The organism is Pantoea sp. AS-PWVM4 (assembly GCF_000468095.1).
Classification (GTDB): Bacteria; Pseudomonadota; Gammaproteobacteria; order Enterobacterales; family Enterobacteriaceae; genus Pantoea; species Pantoea phytobeneficialis.
In genome coordinates this window covers 55,700-74,217 of the sequence record NZ_ASZC01000004.1, presented here as the reverse complement: position 1 = coordinate 74,217, position 18,518 = coordinate 55,700, and the positions used below count along the sequence as shown (strand labels likewise).

The following is an 18,518-nucleotide window of genomic DNA, read 5'->3' as shown; positions in this document are numbered from 1 at the left end:
CTTACATCCGTCCCCTCATCCCGGCCTTCTCCCGCAAGCGGGAGAAGGAGACGTGCAATAGGGCCTTCTCCCGCTTGAGGGAGAAGGAGACGTGCAATATGTGGGATGGTTGTGGTTTAAGGCAGGAAAAACATCGGTTTTAGCTCAGTGCTGACCGGGCTGTTATCCGCGTTCGACGGCATCAAATCCTTCATGGACGCCCACCAGCGTTGGCAAACCTCGGTTTGCGCCACCGCCTGCCAGCGGGCTTCCGACTCGATTTCGACACTGGCAAACAACAGATTGCGTTCTGCATCCAGCCAGATGGCGTAATTACTCGCGCCATGCGCCTTCAGCGTTGCCGCCAGTTCCGGCCAGATGGGTGAATGGCGACGCAGATACTCATCATGGCAATCCGCATGCACCTGCATCACAAAGGCTCTACGCAACATTGGCGCGCTCCACCTGTAAAGCCGCCTGCCACGGCTGCACCCCAAAGCGCTCACCCAACGCAATCAACTGCTCGGTGGTGATACTCTGGCGAATCCCGCCCATCGATAGCGCCTTCACCACCACCTCTGACGACTTTTCGGCGGTGTCGATCAGCCCAAAGGTTTCATCCAACGTCGGTCCGGCACCAAAAATGCCGTGGAACGGCCACATCACCAGGCTGTGCGTCGCCATCTCATCCGCCGTGGCCTGGCCGATACCATCGGTGCCTGGCACCATCCACGGCAGAATACCCACGCCATCCGGGAACACCACCAGACATTCGGTGCTGCCTTCCCACAGCAGACGGGTGAAACGCGCCGCATCCAGTTCCACCACATAGCTCAGCGCCATAAAGTTGGTTGCATGGCAATGCATAATCACGCGGTCGGCGCCATTGCTCACCTGTTTGCGTACGCTATGTGACTGGAAATGCGCCGCCAGCTCTGAGGTTGGCAGCCCACCATTGCTCAGCCCCCAGTGGATTTTGTACGACAGCCCTTTATCATCCACCTGCAACAACACCAGGCTGTCAGCCGGATCCAGTTGCACATTGCGGAAAAACTTGCCGGAACCGGTCACCAGAAACCAGTCGTTTGCCAGCGCCGGGGCGGGTTTACTCAGTTCGATACAACGCGGTTCAGCATAAAAGTCGGCAGCATAGGGCTGCACCTCGTCCGGCAGCAGGCGCAGGCTGACGTTTCCCCCGTTGCGCTCATCCCAGCCCTTCAGCCACATATCGCTGGTCGCTTTAACCATTCCCTGTACAAACGCAGAAGAAAGAATACTTTGCATGGTGTGTCCCTTAACGTTGAGCCAGAATTTGTTGTTCATAGTGACGGACATCGCTCAGCCAACTGGCGTCGGCCGGGACATCGTGACGCAGGCACCAGGCCTCCCAGACTGCCTGCCACGGCAGCGACTTTTGTTCTTCCAGCAAGGCCAGACGGGCGGTGTAGTCCCCTGCTGCCTCCAGTTGGCGTAATTGATCCGTCGGCTCCAGCAAGGCACGCAGCAACGCTTTCTTGGCATTGCGCGTACCAATCACCCAGGCGGCGATGCGGTTGATGGAAGCGTCAAAGAAGTCGAGGCCGATATGCACTTTGTCGAACAGTTTCTGGCGGGCGATTTCATGGGCGATCGCCTGGGTTTCATCATCCAGAATCACCACATGATCGCTGTCCCAGCGTACCGGACGGCTGACGTGCAGCAGCAGGCGCGGCACATACAACATGGCGGTAGAGATTTTGTCGGAGATCACCTCAGTCGGATGAAAATGGCCCGCATCCAGCGTCAGCGCCGTCTGGCGGCTACAGGCATAGCCGAGGTAGAACTCGTTGGAACCCACGGTGTAGCTCTCCGCACCGATACCAAATAGCTTGCTTTCCACCGCATCGATATGATGCTGAGGATTAAGTTTTTCGCTGATGATCTCATCCAACGCCGCCAGCAGACGCTGACGCGGGGCCAGACGATCGATCGTCAGATCTTTCATGCCGTCCGGCACCCAGATATTCATCACCGAAGGCGTCCCCAACTGCTCGCCAAAGAAGGCCGAAATGTGGCGACTGGCTTTGCAGTGATCAATCCAGAACTGGCGAATCCCCTTATCCGCGTGGGATAAGGTAAAGCCGTCGGCACTCAGCGGATGGGAAAAACAGGTGGGGTTGAAATCCAGCCCCAACTTATTATTTTTCGCCCATGCGACCCAGTTGCTGAAGTGCGCCGGTTCAATCGCATCGCGCTCCACCGGTTGATCGCTTTCCAGGTAAATAGCGTGCAGATTGAGGCGCTTCGCCCCGGGGATCAGCGACAAGGCTTTGTCGAGGTCTGCACGCAGTTCCTCGGCATTACGCGCCCGGCCAGGATAGTTGCCGGTGGCCTGAATCCCGCCGGTGAGCGCGCCGTGCGGATTCTCGAAGCCGCGTACGTCATCGCCCTGCCAGCAGTGCATCGAGACTGGAATGCGGTCCAGTTGTGTCATCACCTGTTCTACATCGACGTTAATCGCAGCGTAACGTTGTTTCGCCAGGTCAAAGGCCTGTTCAATCAGCTTTGTCATAAGCAAGTTCCTTAGCGGGTTGGCTCAGCGCGGCGAAGCGTGCCAGGTTGGCAGCAAAAGCGCTGTTGTTAAGCGGGGCAAATTTTTCTAACGGAAAGTTCTGGCTGATGCAGCGACGCAAATCCGCCACATCGCGCAATTCACCGAGGGCAATCAGCTGGCAACCGACATTACCCAACGTTGACGCTTCTACCGGCCCGGCGAACACCGGTAACTGGCAGGCATCAGCACACAGTTGGTTCAGCAGCGGATTCTGACAACCACCGCCCACCACATGCAGTTGACGCAACGGTGACGCACGCAACTGGCCGAGTTCACCCATCACCTGGCGATACAACAACGCGAGGCTGTCAAAAATGGTACGCGCCAGCGCGGCAGCAGTTTGCGGCACCGGCATCTGCTGCTCCGCACAGGCATCCTGAATTTCCTGCACCATATTGGCGGGGTTAATAAAGCGATTGTCATTGGGGTTGATCAGCGCGACACAGGCGGGTTCATCGGCGGCTTGCTGAATCAAGGCGCACAAGTCGCTGATGTGCAACTCGCTGCATACGCGCTGCAACAGCCACAGGCCCATGATATTTTTCAGCACCCGATAACCTTCTGCGCCACCCTCGTTAGTGATATTGGCGTCGAGCGCCGCCGGGCTGAGCCAGGGTTGCAGGCTTTCAATGCCCATCAACGACCAGGTGCCTGAACTCAGATAGGCGGCGTCGTCCAGCATCAGCGGCGTCGCCAGCACCGCACTGGCGGTGTCGTGGGTCGCCACCGCGATCACCGGGATATGATGACCGCCTGGGCTGACCCAGTGGCCGACGGTGTTACCCGGTGCGCTGGGTTTGCCGAACCAACTGGCCGGTACGCCTGCCCAGGCGAGTAACTCGTCATCCCAGTCGCCATGAGTGATGTTCAGCAACTGCGTGGTGGTGGCATTGGTGTATTCCCAGTTCAACTGACCGGTCAGGCGATAATGCAGGTAATCAGGGATCATCAACGCATGGCTGACCTGCGCCTGCCAGTCAGGTTGTTGCAAATGCAGCGCGCGTAGCTGGTACAGGGTATTGAATGGCAGAAACTGAATACCGGTGCGCTGATAAATGTTGGATTTACCCAGCTCGTTGATCGCCTGCGCCATCTGGCCGTCGGTGCGAGCATCGCGGTAGCTGACGGCCTCGCCGACCCGCTGGCCGTCGGCATCCAGCAGGACGAGGTCCACGCCCCAGGTATCGATGCCAATGCTGTCCGGCACGATGCCTTCCTCATCCAGCTGTTGCAGTCCCTGACGGATCTCCTGCTCCAGCCCCTCCAGATCCCAACTGTCATAACCGGCACGCCGTACGCGCTGATTAGCAAAACGACGCACTTCACGCAGCGTGAGTCGCTGGGTTTCTGTGGTCCATTGCGCGAGCATCACGCGCCCGCTGGATGCGCCTAAATCAATGGCAACAATGTTACGCATACTCATGGCGTGTTCTTCCTGTGATGAGATGCGTACAGAGTAAAAATCCCGCCTTTTCCTCACCTTCCCGTTACTGCCAGCGCGTCAGACCCGCTGGCACCGTGGCAAAGATGTTCGTGAGACAGCTCACAGAACCACACAAGCGCCGAGTTGTGAGCTTTGCCGCATTTTCTGCATCAAGCCCGGAGATCTTGAAAAATTAACCATTTTCCTGCATCACCCGGTGTGAAATTCAAGGTAAGGTGCTGATCGCCTGAGTAGACTCGGTTACGGTTTTGTTAATAATGAGAGGCGAACCATGACCGTGTTACACAGCGCAGATTTTTTCCCCGCCGGGGAGTACACCATTGCCGTCGAGCCGCGCGTGCCACAGCTGGCCTTCCCCGAACATCACCATGATTTTCATGAGATCGTTTTGGTGGAACAGGGTTCCGGCATCCATGTGTTTAATGGTCAGCCGCAGGCGTTGTGTGCCGGGTGCGTGTGTTTCGTACGCGATCACGATCGTCATCTGTATGAACAAACCGACAATTTATGTCTGACTAACGTGCTGTATCGCAGCCCGGCTTCGTTTCGTTTTCTCTCCGGTTTGCAGGCGTTGCTCCCGCGTGAGGAAGAGGGCCACTACAGCTCGCACTGGCGCATTAACCACAAGGTGATGAACCAGGCGTTGCAGATCGTGACGCAGATGAACCAGCCGGGCGTCTGGTCACTGGAGAAACAGGCGCGCCAGGAGCAAGCTTTCCTGCAACTGCTGGTGCTGCTGCGCGAGGCCGGTCATAACGAAGAAGCGCAGGACCAGGAAGCTCGCCTGCATCGTTTGCTCGACTGGTTGAATGAACATTACAGTGAAGAAATTGCCTGGGAGGCGCTGGCTGACCAGTTTTCGCTGTCGCTGCGTACCCTGCATCGGCAGATGAAGCAGCAAACCGGCAATACGCCGCAACGTTATCTGAATCGGTTGCGTTTGTTGCAGGCGCGCCACTTGCTGCGGCACAGTGATATGCGCATTACGGATATCGCCTATCAGTGCGGATTTGGTGACAGTAACCATTTTTCCACGCTGTTTCGGCGGGAATTTGGCTGTGCGCCCCGAGCGGAGCGCCAGCAGATGTTGTAACCTGGAGTGCACCCTCATGTCGCTAATATTGACGCGCGAAGACTACTTCCCGGCCCCGAATCTGCCGATTGCGGTGGCCGAACGCCTGCCGCAACCCTCCTTCCCGCCGCATCGACATGAGTTCAGTGAGATCGTTATCGTCTGGCGCGGCAACGGTCTGCATATTCTCAATGACCGACCGTGGCTGATCACCTGTGGCGATGTCTTTTATATCCGCGATAACGACTGCCACAGCTACGACAGCGTCAACGATCTGGCACTGGATAATATTCTCTACTGCCGCGACCGTTTCCAGCTTGGGCTGGACTGGAGCCAGTTGCTGCCACCGGAAGATGCCGCCTGCCCCGGCTGCTGGCGCTTAACCACGCGCGGCATGGCTCTGGCTCGCGGCGTAATCACTCAACTGGAACGCGAAAGCCGCAAAAGCGACTCACTGTCGATCCAGCTCTCCGAAGCGTTGTTTTTGCAGCTGGCGCTGATATTGCGTCGCCACGGTTACGCCGCGGATCGGCCGTGGGCGTTACCGGAAGGTGAACAGTTGGATCTGCTGATGTCAGCGTTGCAGGGTGCGATTGACCGCCCCTTCGACCTCGCCGTTTTTTGTCAGCAGAATAACTTGAGTGAACGCGCGTTGAAGCAGTTGTTTCGTCAGCAAACCGGCATGACCGTTGGTCATTATCTGCGTCAGTTGCAGTTGTGCCAGGCAAAATACCTGCTGCGCACGCAGGATTGGTTAATCAGTGAAGTGGCCGCGCGTTGCGGTTTTGATGACAGCAATTACTTTTCGGTGGTGTTCACGCGGGAAACCGGTCTGACGCCGAGCGCCTGGCGGCAGCGATTTTTACCGCACCGCCCGGCGTTGATGGGTGAGCCGCATTAACTCTCGTAACGGCGCGATTTATCGCGCCGCTGCAAATCAGACCAGCGGATATACGTTATTAATCACGCCCCATCAGGATGCCATCCCCAGCCCGACAATGTTGGCCGCGATAATAATCACCACGCAGCCCAGTGACAACACGCGCACCGGACGTTGTCCTACGGCCTTCCACTCCTTCAGCACCAATCCGACCAAACCGCCACACAGCACATACAGGCTCATATGCAGCATCCAGCTGACAAAATCATACTGTGGCGGGATTTTGGCATGGCCCCAGGCGTAGAAGAAAAATTGCAGATACCACATGGTACCGCCCAGCACCGCAAAGGCGATGTTGGCCAGCAACATCGGTTTGGCTACGGAGAAGTCAGCGCGAACGGAAAGTTCAGGTTTCACCGCCAGGCGGATAAAGCAGTACGCGAGGTTAACCAGCGCCCCGCCGCCCATAATCACCACATAACTGGGCAGCGCCACGTACAACGGATTGATACCCAGGCTGGCGGCTGCTTCGTGCATCGGTTTGGCCGCATCCATCGCAAAAGACATCCCGGCGGAGAAAATGCCGCATATTACCGCCAGCACCAGCCCCTTCTTCAGGTTAAACTCTTCCGCGTTAATCCCCAGCGCCCGCTCTTTTAACAATCCGGCCCGGGAGACAATCGCCACGCCGATCAGCGCAACAAATACGCCCAACAGCGTCAGCCGACCACCTTCTGAGCTGAACAGTTCGACAAAACGCCCCTGTAACAACGGCGTCATCAGCGTGCCCACCACCAGCGTAATGCCAATGGCAATACCGATACCCATCGACATCCCCAGATAGCGCATGGTCAGACCGTAGTTGATGTTGCCGACACCCCACATGGCACCAAACAGAAACACCGGCAACAGCTGGGAGAAGCTAAAGCTACCGTAGTAGGCCCAGAAATTCGGCAGCAGCACCGCGCTCACGACCCAGGGCAGAATCAGCCACGACATCACGCCACCGACCGACCACATGGTTTCCCATGACCACTTTTTCACCTGTTTAAACGGAGCATAAAAACATGCAGCACTGGCGGCACCCACCAGATGCCAGAAGATACCTGCAATGATGGCACTGTTCATTGTTATTCCTTCGTAAGGTTGAGGCCAACAGGAAACCGGCGGTCTCCCGATTACCCGGCAGTCTACGGCGGGCAGCTTTTCCTCAGCCTTTGAATGGCTGCCGGAGGATGGGCGGAATTGGCAATATCCGGTGGGTTTTCAACATAAGGATCACAAAATCGCATTTGCAGGCAGGCACGTCAGAAAAAAAGATAACCTGTTTATTATTATCGATATTTTCTGGAAATGTTGTGTTGATCAGCACAGTTTTAACCTGACTGCCATGCGCATCGTTAACATGGCAATCACACAAAGCACGGATCGTGGCTTCCCCCGACTGCAATTAATCCGTATAACGTTGAGAAAAATCATCAGGACAAGGATTGGGATGAATACCAAGAGGTTGACGCTGTTGCTCTCACGTCCGGTGAGTCGCGTAATGCTGGATGATATCCGCGCCATTGTGCCGCCCGAGTCACTCAACATCTTTATTAACGGGCTGGAAGATATACACTATGCCCGTCTTGAGTGCGTGCAGAGCGAAGATAACTGCGCCCTGCTGGCCTCAGCGATTGTGGTGTGGCGGCAACTGGGTCATATTCACAGTATCCATTATCAGAAAGGTGAACATCTGCGTGAAATTGACGATGCCACGCAGTTCCAGCTGTTCAGTATGATGAAAACGCATCGCGCACTGGTTCAGCTTACCTGAACCCGCTTTCACTTTAGGATAATCATGAAAATCGGACTGCTTTTCCCCATCGCTATTATCATTGCCGGTGTCAGCTTTCTCGCCTGGTTTATCGCCAGTGGCGCGATGATGCCGGGGTCGTGACCTTTTTCAGACTTCGCCGTTCTGCCAGCTAACCTGCTGAATACGCAGCATTTCGCCAGATATGCTGCGCTTGTCATTTGTTTCTTCCCTTCGCTGCCATCTGCCCCCCTACCCTGGCAATGACAAAAAGGTGCTACACCTTGATCTGCTTCACTCTGCATTTCACACAAATTTAACGAAACCGATCGCGGAGACCCTACAGATGACAACGCACCATCAACATTTCATCAATGGCGAGTTTGTTGCCAATCAGAACGACAAATGGATTGAAGTGATTAACCCGGCCACCGAAGCGCTGCTGTCACGCGTACCAGAAGGCACCAGACAGATCGCCAGTCAGGCGATTGCTGCCGCAGAAGCGGCACAACCCGGCTGGGAAGCGTTACCGGCAATTGAGCGCGGTAACTGGCTACGCAAAATCGCCAATGGTATTCGTCAACACGAGGCGGAACTCACCGCGACTATCGTGGCTGAGGGCGGGAAAACTCAGGGACTGGCGCAAACCGAGGTGCTGTTCACCGCGGATTATCTCGACTATATGGCCGAGTGGGCACGCCGCTACGAGGGCGAAATCGTCAACAGCGACCGCCCGAACGAAAACATTTTCGTGTTTAAGAAAGCTATCGGCGTGACTACCGGCATTCTGCCGTGGAACTTCCCCTTCTTCCTGATTGCGCGTAAAGCGGCACCGGCGCTGGTCACCGGCAATACCATCGTGATTAAACCGAGTGAGCTGACACCGAATAACGCCGCCATTTTCGCCGGGATCCTGCATGATATCGGTCTGCCGGCTGGAGTGATCAACTTTGTTTACGGCTATGGGCCGGAGGTCGGTCAGGAGCTGGCAGCTAACCCGAAAGTGGGACTGGTCAGCCTCACCGGCAGCGTGAATGCCGGTATCGCCACCATGGAAGCGGCAGCGAAGAATGTGACCAAAGTGTCGCTGGAGTTGGGTGGCAAAGCCCCGGCGATTGTAATGGATGATGCCGACCTCGATCTGGCGGTAAAAGCCATTGTCAGTTCCCGCGTCATCAATACCGGACAAGTGTGTAACTGCGCTGAGCGCGTTTATGTGCAGGAAGGTATTTACGATCGCTTTATCAGCGCCCTTACGGATGCCTTTAAACAGGTGAAATTCGGCAATCCTGCCGAGCGTACCGATATTGATATGGGCCCCCTGATCACGGCGGCGGCGCTCGGTCGTGTCGAACAAAAAGTGGCGAAAGCCCTGGAGCAAGGCGGGAAAGTGATTCTCGGTGGAAAGCGTGTCGGAGAACAGGGCTTCTATTTTGAGCCGACCATCATCACTGACGTGCGTCAGGAGATGGAGATCATGCGCGAAGAGATCTTTGGTCCGGTGCTGCCGGTGATGACCTTTAAAACGCTGGATGAGGCGATTGGCCTGGCAAACGACTGCGAATATGGCCTGACTTCATCGATTTATACCCAGAATCTGAACACCGCGATGATTGCGCTGCGTCAGCTGAAATTCGGTGAAACCTACATTAACCGCGAGAATTTTGAAGCGATGCAGGGCTTCCATGCGGGCTGGCGGAAATCCGGGGTTGGCGGCGCGGATGGTCGCCACGGTCTGGAAGAGTATCTGCAAACCCATGTGGCGTATTTGCAATTTGCGTAAGAGATAACCCGTAGCGGCGCGATTTATCGCGCATGTTTTGCAAAAAACGCGCGATAAATTGCGCCGCTACGGTTCGTGCAGTGGATTAACTCAGGCGCTGCTTACTGCGGACCAGCGCAATGCCGCTCAGCAATGCGACTGCCATCAGATAATAACTCGGTGCCAGACTGGTGCCGGTCGCGCTAATCAACAGGGTACAAATCAACGGTGCAAAACCGCCAAATACCGTCACCGCGATGTTATAGCTGATCGCCATGCCACTGGCACGGGTGCCAATCGGGAACAGATCGGCCATCACCGAGGGCACCGTCGAGAAGTAAACCGATTTCAGCAGTGCCATCCAGCCCACCAGCAACATCAGCGTCAGCGGCGTGGTGTGATTGACCACCAGGGTAAACGCCGGATAGATGGTCACCAGCAGCAGAATTAACGATCCCCACATCAACGGCACCCGACCGACCTTCTCGGCCCACAGCCCCATCAGCGGCGTCACCACCGTCAGGATCACCCCAGCCAGCAAGGTGGCGCTGAACGCCGCCGAACCCGGCAGATGCAGCGTTTTGGTGGCATAGGTCGGCACATAGTTGAGCATGTAGTTAACGGCGGTGGAGATCACCATCAAGCCAATCGCCAGCAGCATCAGCTCCTTCTGACGACCAAACAGACGCTTCAGCGGTGCCGCTTCCGGCTGCTGCTGTGCAAAGCTGGCCGGTTCATGTACATGACGACGGATGTAAATACCCAGCGGGCCAATCAGCAGGCCAAAGGCAAACGGAATACGCCAGCCCCAGTCCTGAATCTGGCTTTCGCTCAGAATCTGCGTCAGACCCAGGCCAAACGCCGATGCCATCAGGGTACTGGCCCCTTGCGTAGCAAACTGCCAGCTGGCGATAAAGGCTTTACGCTCCGGGAAGTGTTCCACCAGGAACGCGGTGGAACTGCCGAATTCACCACCGGCGGAGAAGCCCTGGATCAGGCGCGCCAACAGAATCAACACCGGAGCAGCCAGGCCAATTGAGGCATAACCCGGCATAAAGGTGATAATCGCCCCGCCGAGCATCATCAGGTTGATCGACAGCAGCAGCGCCTTTTTACGGCCATGACGATCGGCGTAGTTACCGAGCACAATCGCCCCCAGCGGGCGGATCAGGAATGAGACGCCAAAGCTGCCAAAGGTCAGCAGCAGCGATACCGAGGGATCGCTGGTCGGGAAAAAGGCATGGGCGATATAGCTGGCGAAGAAGCCATACACCGCAATGTCGAACCACTCCAGCGCATTGCCGATGCAGGTGGCGAACAGGGTTTTATGCAGATTGGGTTTAACCGCGCTGGTTGGTGCGCTGTGACTGATGCTACTCATTTGGCACCTCCGGCATGCGCCTGGTGACGGGCAATCAGTTCTGCGCCTTGCTCACCCAGATCCCACAACAGACGCGTCATGATTTGCAGCCCCTCACGGGCGATGGATTTCAACATATGTTCGTTAACGCCGTGCTGACCGCAGGCCGGATAGGAGTGCGGCACCCACAGCGTCGGCAAGCCGAGGATGTCGGAGAACACTTCATTGGGTAGCGAACCGCCGAGATTCGGTAACAACGCCGGTTTTTTTCCGCTGGTTTGCGCCATGCTCTCCAGCACCCAGCTCACCAACGGATCGGTGGGGTCGAGACGGGTAGCTGGCGATCCGCGCATAAACTCGACCTTCACCTGGTCAAAGCCGTGGTTTTGCAGATGCGCTTCAATGTGCTGTGCCAAATTTTCCCAATCTGTTCCCACCACAAAACGTAACTGACACACGGCGGTCGCGCTGCCGGGAATGGCGTTCATAGGACGTGCCGGGTTGCCGGTGAGAAACGCCAGCACCTCCAGCGTGTTCCAGCCATAAAGGCGTTCGGTCGGTGTCAGGCCCGGTTCACCCCAGTTCACCTCGATCGCCGGATCGCCGGGCATGCCACCCACCTCGATATCGCTGAGGATGGCGCGCACGTCGTCGGTCAGAGAGGTCGGTTTCAGTGCTTCAACCTGCAACACGCCCTGGCCATTGACCAGCGTGGCGATGGCATTTGCCAGTTGTGTTCCCGGATTGGTCAGCAAGCCACCCCAGTTACCGGAGTGGTACGCATTGTCGCGTGCGTTGATGGTCAGGCGGAAATTGACGCAGCCGCGCGATCCGAGGAACAACGTCGGACGCACCGCATTCAGGCGCGGGCCATCGGAGGCGATAAACAAATCGGCCTTCAGCAGATCGCCGTATTGCTCGCACAGCTCCGCCAGACCCGGTGAGCTAATCTCTTCCCCCATTTCAAACAGCATTTTGCAGTTAAAACCGAGGCGTCCACCGCGCGCCTGAAACACCTGCTCCAGCGCGGCCAGATTGACGCAGTGCTGGCCTTTATTATCTGCGCTACCGCGACCATACCAGCGATCGCCCTCTTCTTTCAGTTGCCACGGCGATAACCCGTCACGCCAGTTTTCATCATCGCCAAACACCACATCGCCGTGACCGTAGCTCAACAGCGTTGGCAGCGCCGGATCTTCGATGCGCACCGCCACCAGGAACGGGCGATTTGTGGTGACGGGATTGTCGATAAAGTGCAGCGTGAAACCGAGCGCCACCAGTTGTGGGCCAATCTCCTTGTGCAAATAATCATGCAGCTGCTGGTCACGATCCGCACGCTGGCTTTCGGTGACCTGCGCCACCCGGCGCGTGAGCAGTTGCTGGAATTCCCCGCTGTCAAAATAGTCGCTGGCCTGTTGTACGGCCTGTTGTGCTGTCATGTTTGCCTGTCTGTTGTTGGTTTTATCATCATCCTTATCTTTGCGGAAAGGCTGATTTGCCACAATTATCAATTTATCGAGTAAGATTTGCTTTGAAAGCAAAGCTTGGCTGCCCGATTTTGAGGCATGCACCACCAGGAAGCAGAAATATGCAAAGCAGTGAAATTCGATATTTTCTCGCCGTCGTGAATGCCGGATCGCTAAGTGCCGCCAGTGAACAACTGTTTGTGGCGGTATCCGCCATCAGCCGTCAGATTCAACGCCTTGAGGCACAGGTTGGCGTGCCGTTGTTTGAGCGTCATGCCCGCGGCATGGTATTGACCGAAGCGGGGGAAATTTTTGCGCATCAGGTACGTAAAAATATGCTGGAGATGGAGTATGCGCTGGCGGAGATTAAGGGCTTAACGGCGGTACGCCGCACACAGATCCGCGTTGCCTGTACCGATGGCATGGCCTTCACCTTGCTGCCACGCCTGTTTGCCGATTTTCGCCTCAGCAATCCCGGTGTGCTGTTCAGCCTGAAAGTTGGCAGCACTCAGGGAGTGGCCGAGTGGGTGCGCAACGGCGAATGTGATCTGGCGTTACAGTTCAGCCTGCACGCCGAACGCGGTGTCGAGGTGATTGGTTCCTGGCCCGCGCCGGTATTGCTGGTCATGCATCACAGTCATCCACTGGCCCACGCCAATCAGGTCTCGCTGGCGGATCTCAGCCAGTACCCGCTGGCACTGCCAGAGCAAAACACCACGGTGCGCCAACTGTTCGACCTCTCCTGCCATATGAGCGGGAACGTGGTAGAACCGGTGCTGACCTGCGATAACTTCTCCACCCTCTATCACTTCCTGCTGCGCACCCCGCTGGCCGTGACCATCAGCAGCCCGTTTACCGTGTTATATGAAGCGGAAACGCACGGGTTGATCCTGCGTTCGGTCGGGATCGACCAGTTAAATCAACGCACCCTGCAACTCCAGACGCAATCAGGGCGGCCCCGTAGTGCCGCCCTGAATCTGTTGCTGGACTTTCTCCATCAGCAGCTCAACGCGCTGGAGGAACCCCTGCGCCAGCGCTGGAAGCCCTGAGATTTACTGCTGGATATCCACCGGATAGAGGATGTGTTTGCCAAACGGGTCCACCTGATAACCGGTAACCGATTTGCGTACCGGTTCGAAGATGGTCGAGTGGGCAATCATCACCGCAGGCATCTGGTCATGCATGATTTGCTGTGCCTCCAGGTACAGCGCAATGCGTTTGTTGTGATCCTGTTCGGCACGCGCCTCAGTGATGATTTTATCAAACGGTGCATAGCACCACTTCGCCGAATTCGAACCGTCCTTCGCCGAGGTGCAGCTATATAGCGGGCCGAAGAAGTTATCCGGATCGCCGGTAGCGGTGGTCCAGCCCATCAGCGCCGCCTGGTGCTCGCCATTGCGGATACGTTTGAGATATTCGCCCCACTCATAGCTGACGATATTGGCTTTGATACCCACTTTCGCCCAATCAGCCTGAATCATCTCAGCCATTCGTCGCGCATTGGGGTTGTAAGGTCGCTGGACCGGCATCGCCCACAGCGAGATCTCGGTGCCCGGTTTGATGCCCGCTTCCTGTAGTAAGGCTTTCGCCTTCTCAGGATCGTAGTCGTAATCTTTCAGATTGTTATCCGCACTCCAGACGCCGGGCGGCAGAATGTTTTTTGCCACCGTACCGGTGCCCTGGAACACCGCATCGATAATCGCCTGTTTGTTGATCGCCATCGCCAGCGCCTGGCGCACTTTCACGTTATCCAGCGGTGCTTTGGTGGTGTTGAAGGAGAGGAAGCCGGTATTTAGACCGGACTTTTGCATCAGGGTCAGGTCAGGATTTTTGCGCATTTTGTCGAGATCAGCCGGATTGGGGAATGGCATGATCTGACACTCGTTTTTCTCCAGTTTGGCGTAACGCACTGACGCATCCGGCGTGATCGAGAATACGATGCGATCCAGCTTCGCCTTGCCCTGCCAATATTCCGGGAAGGCTTTGTAGAGAATGCGGGAGTCTTTCTGATACTGCACCAGCTCAAACGGGCCAGTGCCAATCGGTTCCATATCCACCTTTTCCGGTGTCCCGGCTTTCAGCATCTGGTCGGCATATTCCGCCGAATGGATGGAGGCAAAATACCACGCCAGATCGGCGAGGAAAGGCGCTTCAGCATGCGCCAGCGTGAAACGGACCGTGTGGTCATCAACCCGATCGATTTTCTTAATCAGCGTGGCGAACTCCAGGCTGTTGAAGTTGGAATATACCCCGCCGGAAACGTTATGGTACGGATTGTTCGGGTCCATCTGCCGCATAAACGAGAAGATGACGTCATCAGCGTTAAAATCTCGCGTTGGCTTGAAGAATTTGTTGCTGTGGAACTTCACGCCCTGGCGCAGGTGGAAGGTATAGACCGTGCCGTCCGGGCTGATATCCCAGCTTTGCGCCAGGCTCGGCACCAACTCGGTGGTGCCTGGCGTGAAATCGACTAACCGGTTAAACACCGGCACCGCACTGGCATCGACGCTGGTACCTGCCGTGTAAAGCTGTGGGTTGAAGTTTTCTGGTGAGCCTTCGGAACAGTACACCAGGGTTTTGGCTGAAACGCTGCTGGCGATCGCCAGACCCAGCGCGGTGAGCGCCAATTTTGCCATCACATTTTTCATCTTGTTTCTCGCTTTTTATTGACTTCCATGAGCCAGCATCGGTATATCAGTCGTTCATCTGATTAATAATTAACATGATTTAGTCGCGCTGCGAACCCTCAACCACGCAATGAGACTGATAAGGAATTGTGATGACAGACCAACTCGCCCGCCAATTGACTCAGCGCTTCTATCGTTACCTGGCGGTCTCCAGCCAGAGCGATGCCAAATCCACCACATTGCCGAGCACCGCATCACAACACGCCATGGCCGAGCTGTTGGCCGCAGAACTGCGCGAGTTGGGGCTGGAAGACATCATCATAGATGAGCATGCCACGGTGACAGCGCTGAAGCGCGGCAATCGTCCCGATGCACCGCGTATCGGTTTTATTACCCATATCGATACCGTCGATGTTGGGTTATCACCAGACATCCATCCACAAACCTTAACTTTTCAGGGGGAAGATCTGTGTCTGAACTTTCAGCAGGATATCTGGCTGCGCGTGGCGGAACATCCTGAGATTGCCCCTTACCTCGGTCAGGAGATTATCTTTAGCGACGGCACCAGCGTACTCGGCGCCGATAACAAAGCGGCGGTCACGGTGGTGATGACGTTGCTTGAGAACCTGCACGGCGACCACGGTGATATCCGGGTCGCGTTTGTGCCGGATGAGGAGATTGGCTTGCGGGGAGCCAAAGCGCTCGATCTGGAGCAACGTTTTAACGTCGATTTCGCCTGGACTATCGATTGCTGCGAATTGGGTGAGGTGGTTTTCGAAAACTTTAACGCTGCCGCTGCCGAGATTGTATTTACCGGCGTGGCGGCACATCCGATGTCTGGCAAAGGCGTACTGGTCAATCCGCTGCTGATGGCGCATGACTTTATTGACCATTTTGATCGTCTGGCGACACCGGAGCATACCGAAGGCCGCGAGGGATATATCTGGTTTAACGATATGCAGGCCAACGCCAGCCGCGCGGTGCTGAAAGCCTCCATCCGCGATTTCGACCTTAAGGGTTTTGATGCGAAGAAACAGCAGTTGGTGGAGGTAACAGATGAGATTGCCGCCCGCTATCCCACCGGTACGGTATCCCTGAGTATCAATGATACCTACAGCAATATCAGCAATGCGATTGGTGAAGACCGCCGCGCGATTGATTTGATTTTTAGCGCGCTGGCGCAATTGGGCATTGAACCGAAGGTGATCCCGATGCGTGGGGGTACGGATGGTGCCGCATTGTCAGCCCGTGGATTGCTGACGCCGAATTTCTTTACCGGCGCGCACAACTTCCATTCTCGCTTTGAGTTTTTGCCGGTGCCGTCGTTTGTGAAGTCATATCAGGTGGCGGAGGCGTTGTGTTATTTAGCGGCTAAATAACGCAAAACATTGCGCGATAAACCGCGCCGCTACAGAACAAAACATTGCGCGATAAATCGCGCCGCTACGGAACAAAACATTGCGCGGTAAACCGCGCCGCTACGAAACGTTACGGGGTTGTAGCGGCGCGATTCATCGCGCGGTTTTAAACTTTATTTCGCGGCGCTAACGTCGATGCCAGGGAAGAACTTGGCGGCCAGCTTGGTAACCGTGCCGTCAGCCTGCACCTTGGTGATGGCTGCATCCAGCTCCTGCTTCAGTTTGGCATCACCCTTACGCAGGCCAAAACCGATGCCTGAACCCAGGATGGTGTCGTCTTCCACCGGTTTACCGGCAAACGCAAAACCTTTGCCCTGCGGCTTATCGAGGAAGCCTGACTGGCCTGCGGCTGACATCACCAGTGTGCCATCCAGACGACCGGCGACCATGTCGTTATAAACCTGGTTCTGATCCTGGTAAGAGGTGACGGTAACGCCCTGTGATTCCCAGTGCTTCTTGGCATAGGTTTCCTGAATGGAACCCTGCAACACGCCGATGTTTTTCCCTTTCAGTGACTCCGCGGTCGGCAGCAGGCCCTGGCCCGCTTTTGCCACCAGCATGGTTGGGATACGGTAGATCGGTTTGGTGAAATCGATGCTTTTCGCGCGTGCTTCGGTGATGTTCATCGCCGAGTTGATGGCGTCAAACTTCTTCGCCTGCAACGCAGGAATCAGCGCGTCAAAGCTGCTTTCTACCCAGCTACATTTGAAGTTGCCGGTCTGGCAAATGGCTTTACCCAGCTCGATATCGAAACCTTCCAGCTCGCCCTGTGCATTACGGCTTTCAAACGGCGGATATTGTGATTCCAGGCCGTAGCGTAATGTTTCCTGCGCCAACGCATGAGCAGAGGTCAGCATACCCAGCGCGATAAAAAGTGCGTTTAATTTTTTCATTGTTATACCCTTGAGTTACCCTTTGACCCGGCAGAGCGCTTCTGCACCGGCCTGTAATGTCGCATCGTCTTTGGCAAACGACAAACGGATTAATTTATTGTCTGTGCCGTCCATATAAAACGCCGACAACGGAATGGTTGCCACACCGTGTTCGACGATGAGACGTTTTACCATTTCACTGTCGCTCTCGTCACTGAAATGTCCATAACTGGCTAAAACAAAGAAGGAACCGGCGCACGGCAGCAGCTTAAACGGCGAATCCTTCATCAGCGACATCAGACGATCGCGTTTCTGCTGATAGAACGGAGACAGCTGCAAATAGTTTTCCGGCCGCTGCAGGTAATGGGCGAAACCAACCTGCATCGGCGTATCAGCGGCATACATCATAAACTGATGCACTTTGACGATTTCGGTCATCAGCGCGGCAGGTGCCAACGCATAGCCAACGCGCCAGCCGGTAACGTGGAAGGTTTTGCCAAATGATGAGACGATAACGCTGCGCTGCGCCAGCTCCGGGTGTGTCGCCATGCCGCAATGAGGACGTCCATCAAACACGATGTGTTCATAGACTTCATCCGACAGCACCACGATATCGGTATTACGCGTCAGTTGAGCCAGTTGATCCAGATCCGCTGGAGTTAACACCTGCGCACTCGGGTTGTGCGGCGTGTTGATGATGATCATCCGGGTACGTGGCGTGATGGTGGCGCGCAGTTCGTCCCAGTTGATGGCAAAATCCGGCACCTGCAATTTCAGGCCGATCGGCTTACCGCCCTGTAAACGCACCACGGGCGCATAGCTGTCGAATGCCGGCTCGAAGAAAATTACTTCATCGCCCGGATGCACCAGCGCGGAGATCGCCATGTAGATACCCTGGCTGGCGCTGCCGGTGATCAGCACTTCGCTGCCCACATCATATTGCTGGCCATACAGGGTGTGTACTTTCTGCGCCAGCGCTTCTTTCAACGCCGGCAAACCGGTAAGCGGCGCATACTGGTTATGTCCTTCGCGCATCGCGTTGCTGACCAGTTCAACCAGTTGCGGATCGCACGGGAAGTTAGGCGCGCCCTGGGACAGGTTGATGGCTTTGTGTTGTGCCGAAAGCTGCCCAATCACGCTGAAAATGGTGGTACCAACATCGGGTAATTTTGAAGAAGTCTGAACACTGGATTGGATGGACATGGTAACTCCGCCTAAAGGATTGCATAACCACGTAAGGAAATCAG

17 protein-coding genes are annotated in these 18,518 nt (G+C 55.9%); 7 read left to right on the top strand and 10 right to left on the bottom strand.

Annotated features, from left to right (window positions below; genetic code table 11):
• Positions 1 to 116 precede the first annotated feature (116 nt).
• The 4 genes from rhaM to rhaB are packed head-to-tail and all read right to left on the bottom strand — an operon-like array spanning position 117 to position 3,995.
• Positions 117 to 431, bottom strand: a complete 315-nt coding sequence (rhaM, locus tag L579_RS04970) for an L-rhamnose mutarotase (protein ID WP_021183184.1) — start codon at positions 429 to 431, stop codon at positions 117 to 119.
• The gene (rhaD, locus tag L579_RS04965; RefSeq protein ID WP_021183183.1) at positions 421 to 1,263 is read right to left on the bottom strand and encodes a rhamnulose-1-phosphate aldolase; all 843 of its coding nucleotides are present in this window, start codon (positions 1,261 to 1,263) and stop codon (positions 421 to 423) included. The genes rhaM and rhaD overlap by 11 nt, the downstream gene beginning before the upstream one ends.
• A 10-nt stretch (positions 1,264 to 1,273) precedes the next feature.
• Positions 1,274 to 2,530 (bottom strand): L-rhamnose isomerase, encoded by a 1,257-nt coding sequence (locus L579_RS04960; RefSeq protein WP_021183182.1) that lies wholly within the window; start codon positions 2,528 to 2,530, stop codon positions 1,274 to 1,276.
• Positions 2,514 to 3,995, bottom strand: coding sequence for a rhamnulokinase (gene rhaB / locus L579_RS04955; RefSeq protein ID WP_021183181.1), 1,482 nt, complete (start codon positions 3,993 to 3,995; stop codon positions 2,514 to 2,516). Before rhaB ends, L579_RS04960 begins: the two co-directional genes overlap by 17 nt.
• Before the next feature lie 292 nt (positions 3,996 to 4,287).
• On the opposite strand from rhaB, the gene rhaS reads away from it, so the two are divergent.
• On the top strand, positions 4,288 to 5,109 hold the full coding sequence (gene rhaS / locus L579_RS04950) for an HTH-type transcriptional activator RhaS (protein WP_021183180.1): 822 nt from the start codon (positions 4,288 to 4,290) through the stop codon (positions 5,107 to 5,109).
• Positions 5,110 to 5,125: 16 nt separating this feature from the next.
• Positions 5,126 to 5,989 carry an HTH-type transcriptional activator RhaR gene (gene rhaR / locus L579_RS04945; protein ID WP_021183179.1) on the top strand — a complete coding sequence of 288 codons (864 nt, stop codon included), beginning with the start codon at positions 5,126 to 5,128 and terminating at the stop codon, positions 5,987 to 5,989.
• Between the two features lie 72 nt (positions 5,990 to 6,061).
• Here rhaR and rhaT read toward each other — a convergent pair whose 3' ends face one another.
• Positions 6,062 to 7,096 (bottom strand): L-rhamnose/proton symporter RhaT, encoded by a 1,035-nt coding sequence (gene rhaT, locus L579_RS04940; RefSeq protein ID WP_021183178.1) that lies wholly within the window; start codon positions 7,094 to 7,096, stop codon positions 6,062 to 6,064.
• Between the two features lie 367 nt (positions 7,097 to 7,463).
• Between rhaT and L579_RS04935 the strand changes: the two genes are divergently transcribed.
• From L579_RS04935 to aldA, 3 genes are all read left to right on the top strand, one after another.
• Entirely contained in the window at positions 7,464 to 7,787 is a 324-nt protein-coding gene (locus tag L579_RS04935; RefSeq protein ID WP_021183177.1) for a hypothetical protein, read from the top strand.
• Between the two features lie 24 nt (positions 7,788 to 7,811).
• On the top strand, positions 7,812 to 7,910 hold the full coding sequence (locus L579_RS23715) for a YoaK family small membrane protein (protein WP_150105782.1): 99 nt from the start codon (positions 7,812 to 7,814) through the stop codon (positions 7,908 to 7,910).
• A 202-nt stretch (positions 7,911 to 8,112) separates the two neighbouring features.
• On the top strand, positions 8,113 to 9,549 hold the full coding sequence (gene aldA, locus L579_RS04925) for an aldehyde dehydrogenase (RefSeq protein ID WP_021183176.1): 1,437 nt from the start codon (positions 8,113 to 8,115) through the stop codon (positions 9,547 to 9,549).
• An 85-nt stretch (positions 9,550 to 9,634) separates the two neighbouring features.
• Here the strand turns inward: aldA and L579_RS04920 are convergent, their stop codons facing one another.
• Together L579_RS04920 and L579_RS04915 are read right to left on the bottom strand one after the other, a co-directional pair.
• Positions 9,635 to 10,909 carry an MFS transporter gene (locus L579_RS04920; protein ID WP_021183175.1) on the bottom strand — a complete coding sequence of 425 codons (1,275 nt, stop codon included), beginning with the start codon at positions 10,907 to 10,909 and terminating at the stop codon, positions 9,635 to 9,637.
• Positions 10,906 to 12,327 carry a M20 family metallopeptidase gene (locus tag L579_RS04915; RefSeq protein WP_036625316.1) on the bottom strand — a complete coding sequence of 474 codons (1,422 nt, stop codon included), beginning with the start codon at positions 12,325 to 12,327 and terminating at the stop codon, positions 10,906 to 10,908. The genes L579_RS04920 and L579_RS04915 overlap by 4 nt, the downstream gene beginning before the upstream one ends.
• A gap of 149 nt (positions 12,328 to 12,476) precedes the next feature.
• Between L579_RS04915 and L579_RS04910 the strand changes: the two genes are divergently transcribed.
• Positions 12,477 to 13,403, top strand: a complete 927-nt coding sequence (locus L579_RS04910; RefSeq protein ID WP_021183173.1) for a LysR family transcriptional regulator — start codon at positions 12,477 to 12,479, stop codon at positions 13,401 to 13,403.
• 3 nt (positions 13,404 to 13,406) lie between these two features.
• Here the strand turns inward: L579_RS04910 and L579_RS04905 are convergent, their stop codons facing one another.
• Complete coding sequence (locus L579_RS04905) at positions 13,407 to 15,002, bottom strand: ABC transporter substrate-binding protein (RefSeq protein WP_021183172.1); 1,596 nt, start codon at positions 15,000 to 15,002, stop codon at positions 13,407 to 13,409.
• 131 nt (positions 15,003 to 15,133) lie between these two features.
• Between L579_RS04905 and pepT the strand changes: the two genes are divergently transcribed.
• Complete coding sequence (gene pepT, locus L579_RS04900) at positions 15,134 to 16,360, top strand: peptidase T (RefSeq protein ID WP_021183171.1); 1,227 nt, start codon at positions 15,134 to 15,136, stop codon at positions 16,358 to 16,360.
• Between the two features lie 152 nt (positions 16,361 to 16,512).
• On the opposite strand, the gene L579_RS04895 is transcribed toward pepT, so the two are convergent.
• Together L579_RS04895 and L579_RS04890 are read right to left on the bottom strand one after the other, a co-directional pair.
• Positions 16,513 to 17,292, bottom strand: coding sequence for a transporter substrate-binding domain-containing protein (locus L579_RS04895; protein WP_021183170.1), 780 nt, complete (start codon positions 17,290 to 17,292; stop codon positions 16,513 to 16,515).
• Between the two features lie 15 nt (positions 17,293 to 17,307).
• Entirely contained in the window at positions 17,308 to 18,474 is a 1,167-nt protein-coding gene (locus L579_RS04890) for a methionine aminotransferase (protein ID WP_021183169.1), read from the bottom strand.
• Positions 18,475 to 18,518 lie beyond the last annotated feature (44 nt).

Bases quoted from the DNA above. Each gene is read 5' to 3' on its own strand.
- L579_RS04915 (WP_036625316.1), bottom strand. From the start codon at position 12,327: ATGACAGCACAACAGGCCGTACAACAGGCCAGCGACTATTTTGACAGC.
- L579_RS23715 (WP_150105782.1), top strand. From the start codon at position 7,812: ATGAAAATCGGACTGCTTTTCCCCATCGCTATTATCATTGCCGGTGTC.
- L579_RS04890 (WP_021183169.1), bottom strand. From the start codon at position 18,474: ATGTCCATCCAATCCAGTGTTCAGACTTCTTCAAAATTACCCGATGTT.
- L579_RS04905 (WP_021183172.1), bottom strand. From the start codon at position 15,002: ATGAAAAATGTGATGGCAAAATTGGCGCTCACCGCGCTGGGTCTGGCG.
- L579_RS04935 (WP_021183177.1), top strand. From the start codon at position 7,464: ATGAATACCAAGAGGTTGACGCTGTTGCTCTCACGTCCGGTGAGTCGC.
- rhaD (WP_021183183.1), bottom strand. From the start codon at position 1,263: ATGCAAAGTATTCTTTCTTCTGCGTTTGTACAGGGAATGGTTAAAGCG.
- aldA (WP_021183176.1), top strand. From the start codon at position 8,113: ATGACAACGCACCATCAACATTTCATCAATGGCGAGTTTGTTGCCAAT.
- L579_RS04960 (WP_021183182.1), bottom strand. From the start codon at position 2,530: ATGACAAAGCTGATTGAACAGGCCTTTGACCTGGCGAAACAACGTTAC.
- pepT (WP_021183171.1), top strand. From the start codon at position 15,134: ATGACAGACCAACTCGCCCGCCAATTGACTCAGCGCTTCTATCGTTAC.
- rhaS (WP_021183180.1), top strand. From the start codon at position 4,288: ATGACCGTGTTACACAGCGCAGATTTTTTCCCCGCCGGGGAGTACACC.
- L579_RS04920 (WP_021183175.1), bottom strand. From the start codon at position 10,909: ATGAGTAGCATCAGTCACAGCGCACCAACCAGCGCGGTTAAACCCAAT.
- L579_RS04895 (WP_021183170.1), bottom strand. From the start codon at position 17,292: ATGAAAAAATTAAACGCACTTTTTATCGCGCTGGGTATGCTGACCTCT.
- rhaR (WP_021183179.1), top strand. From the start codon at position 5,126: ATGTCGCTAATATTGACGCGCGAAGACTACTTCCCGGCCCCGAATCTG.
- rhaT (WP_021183178.1), bottom strand. From the start codon at position 7,096: ATGAACAGTGCCATCATTGCAGGTATCTTCTGGCATCTGGTGGGTGCC.
- rhaB (WP_021183181.1), bottom strand. From the start codon at position 3,995: ATGAGTATGCGTAACATTGTTGCCATTGATTTAGGCGCATCCAGCGGG.
- L579_RS04910 (WP_021183173.1), top strand. From the start codon at position 12,477: ATGCAAAGCAGTGAAATTCGATATTTTCTCGCCGTCGTGAATGCCGGA.
- rhaM (WP_021183184.1), bottom strand. From the start codon at position 431: ATGTTGCGTAGAGCCTTTGTGATGCAGGTGCATGCGGATTGCCATGAT.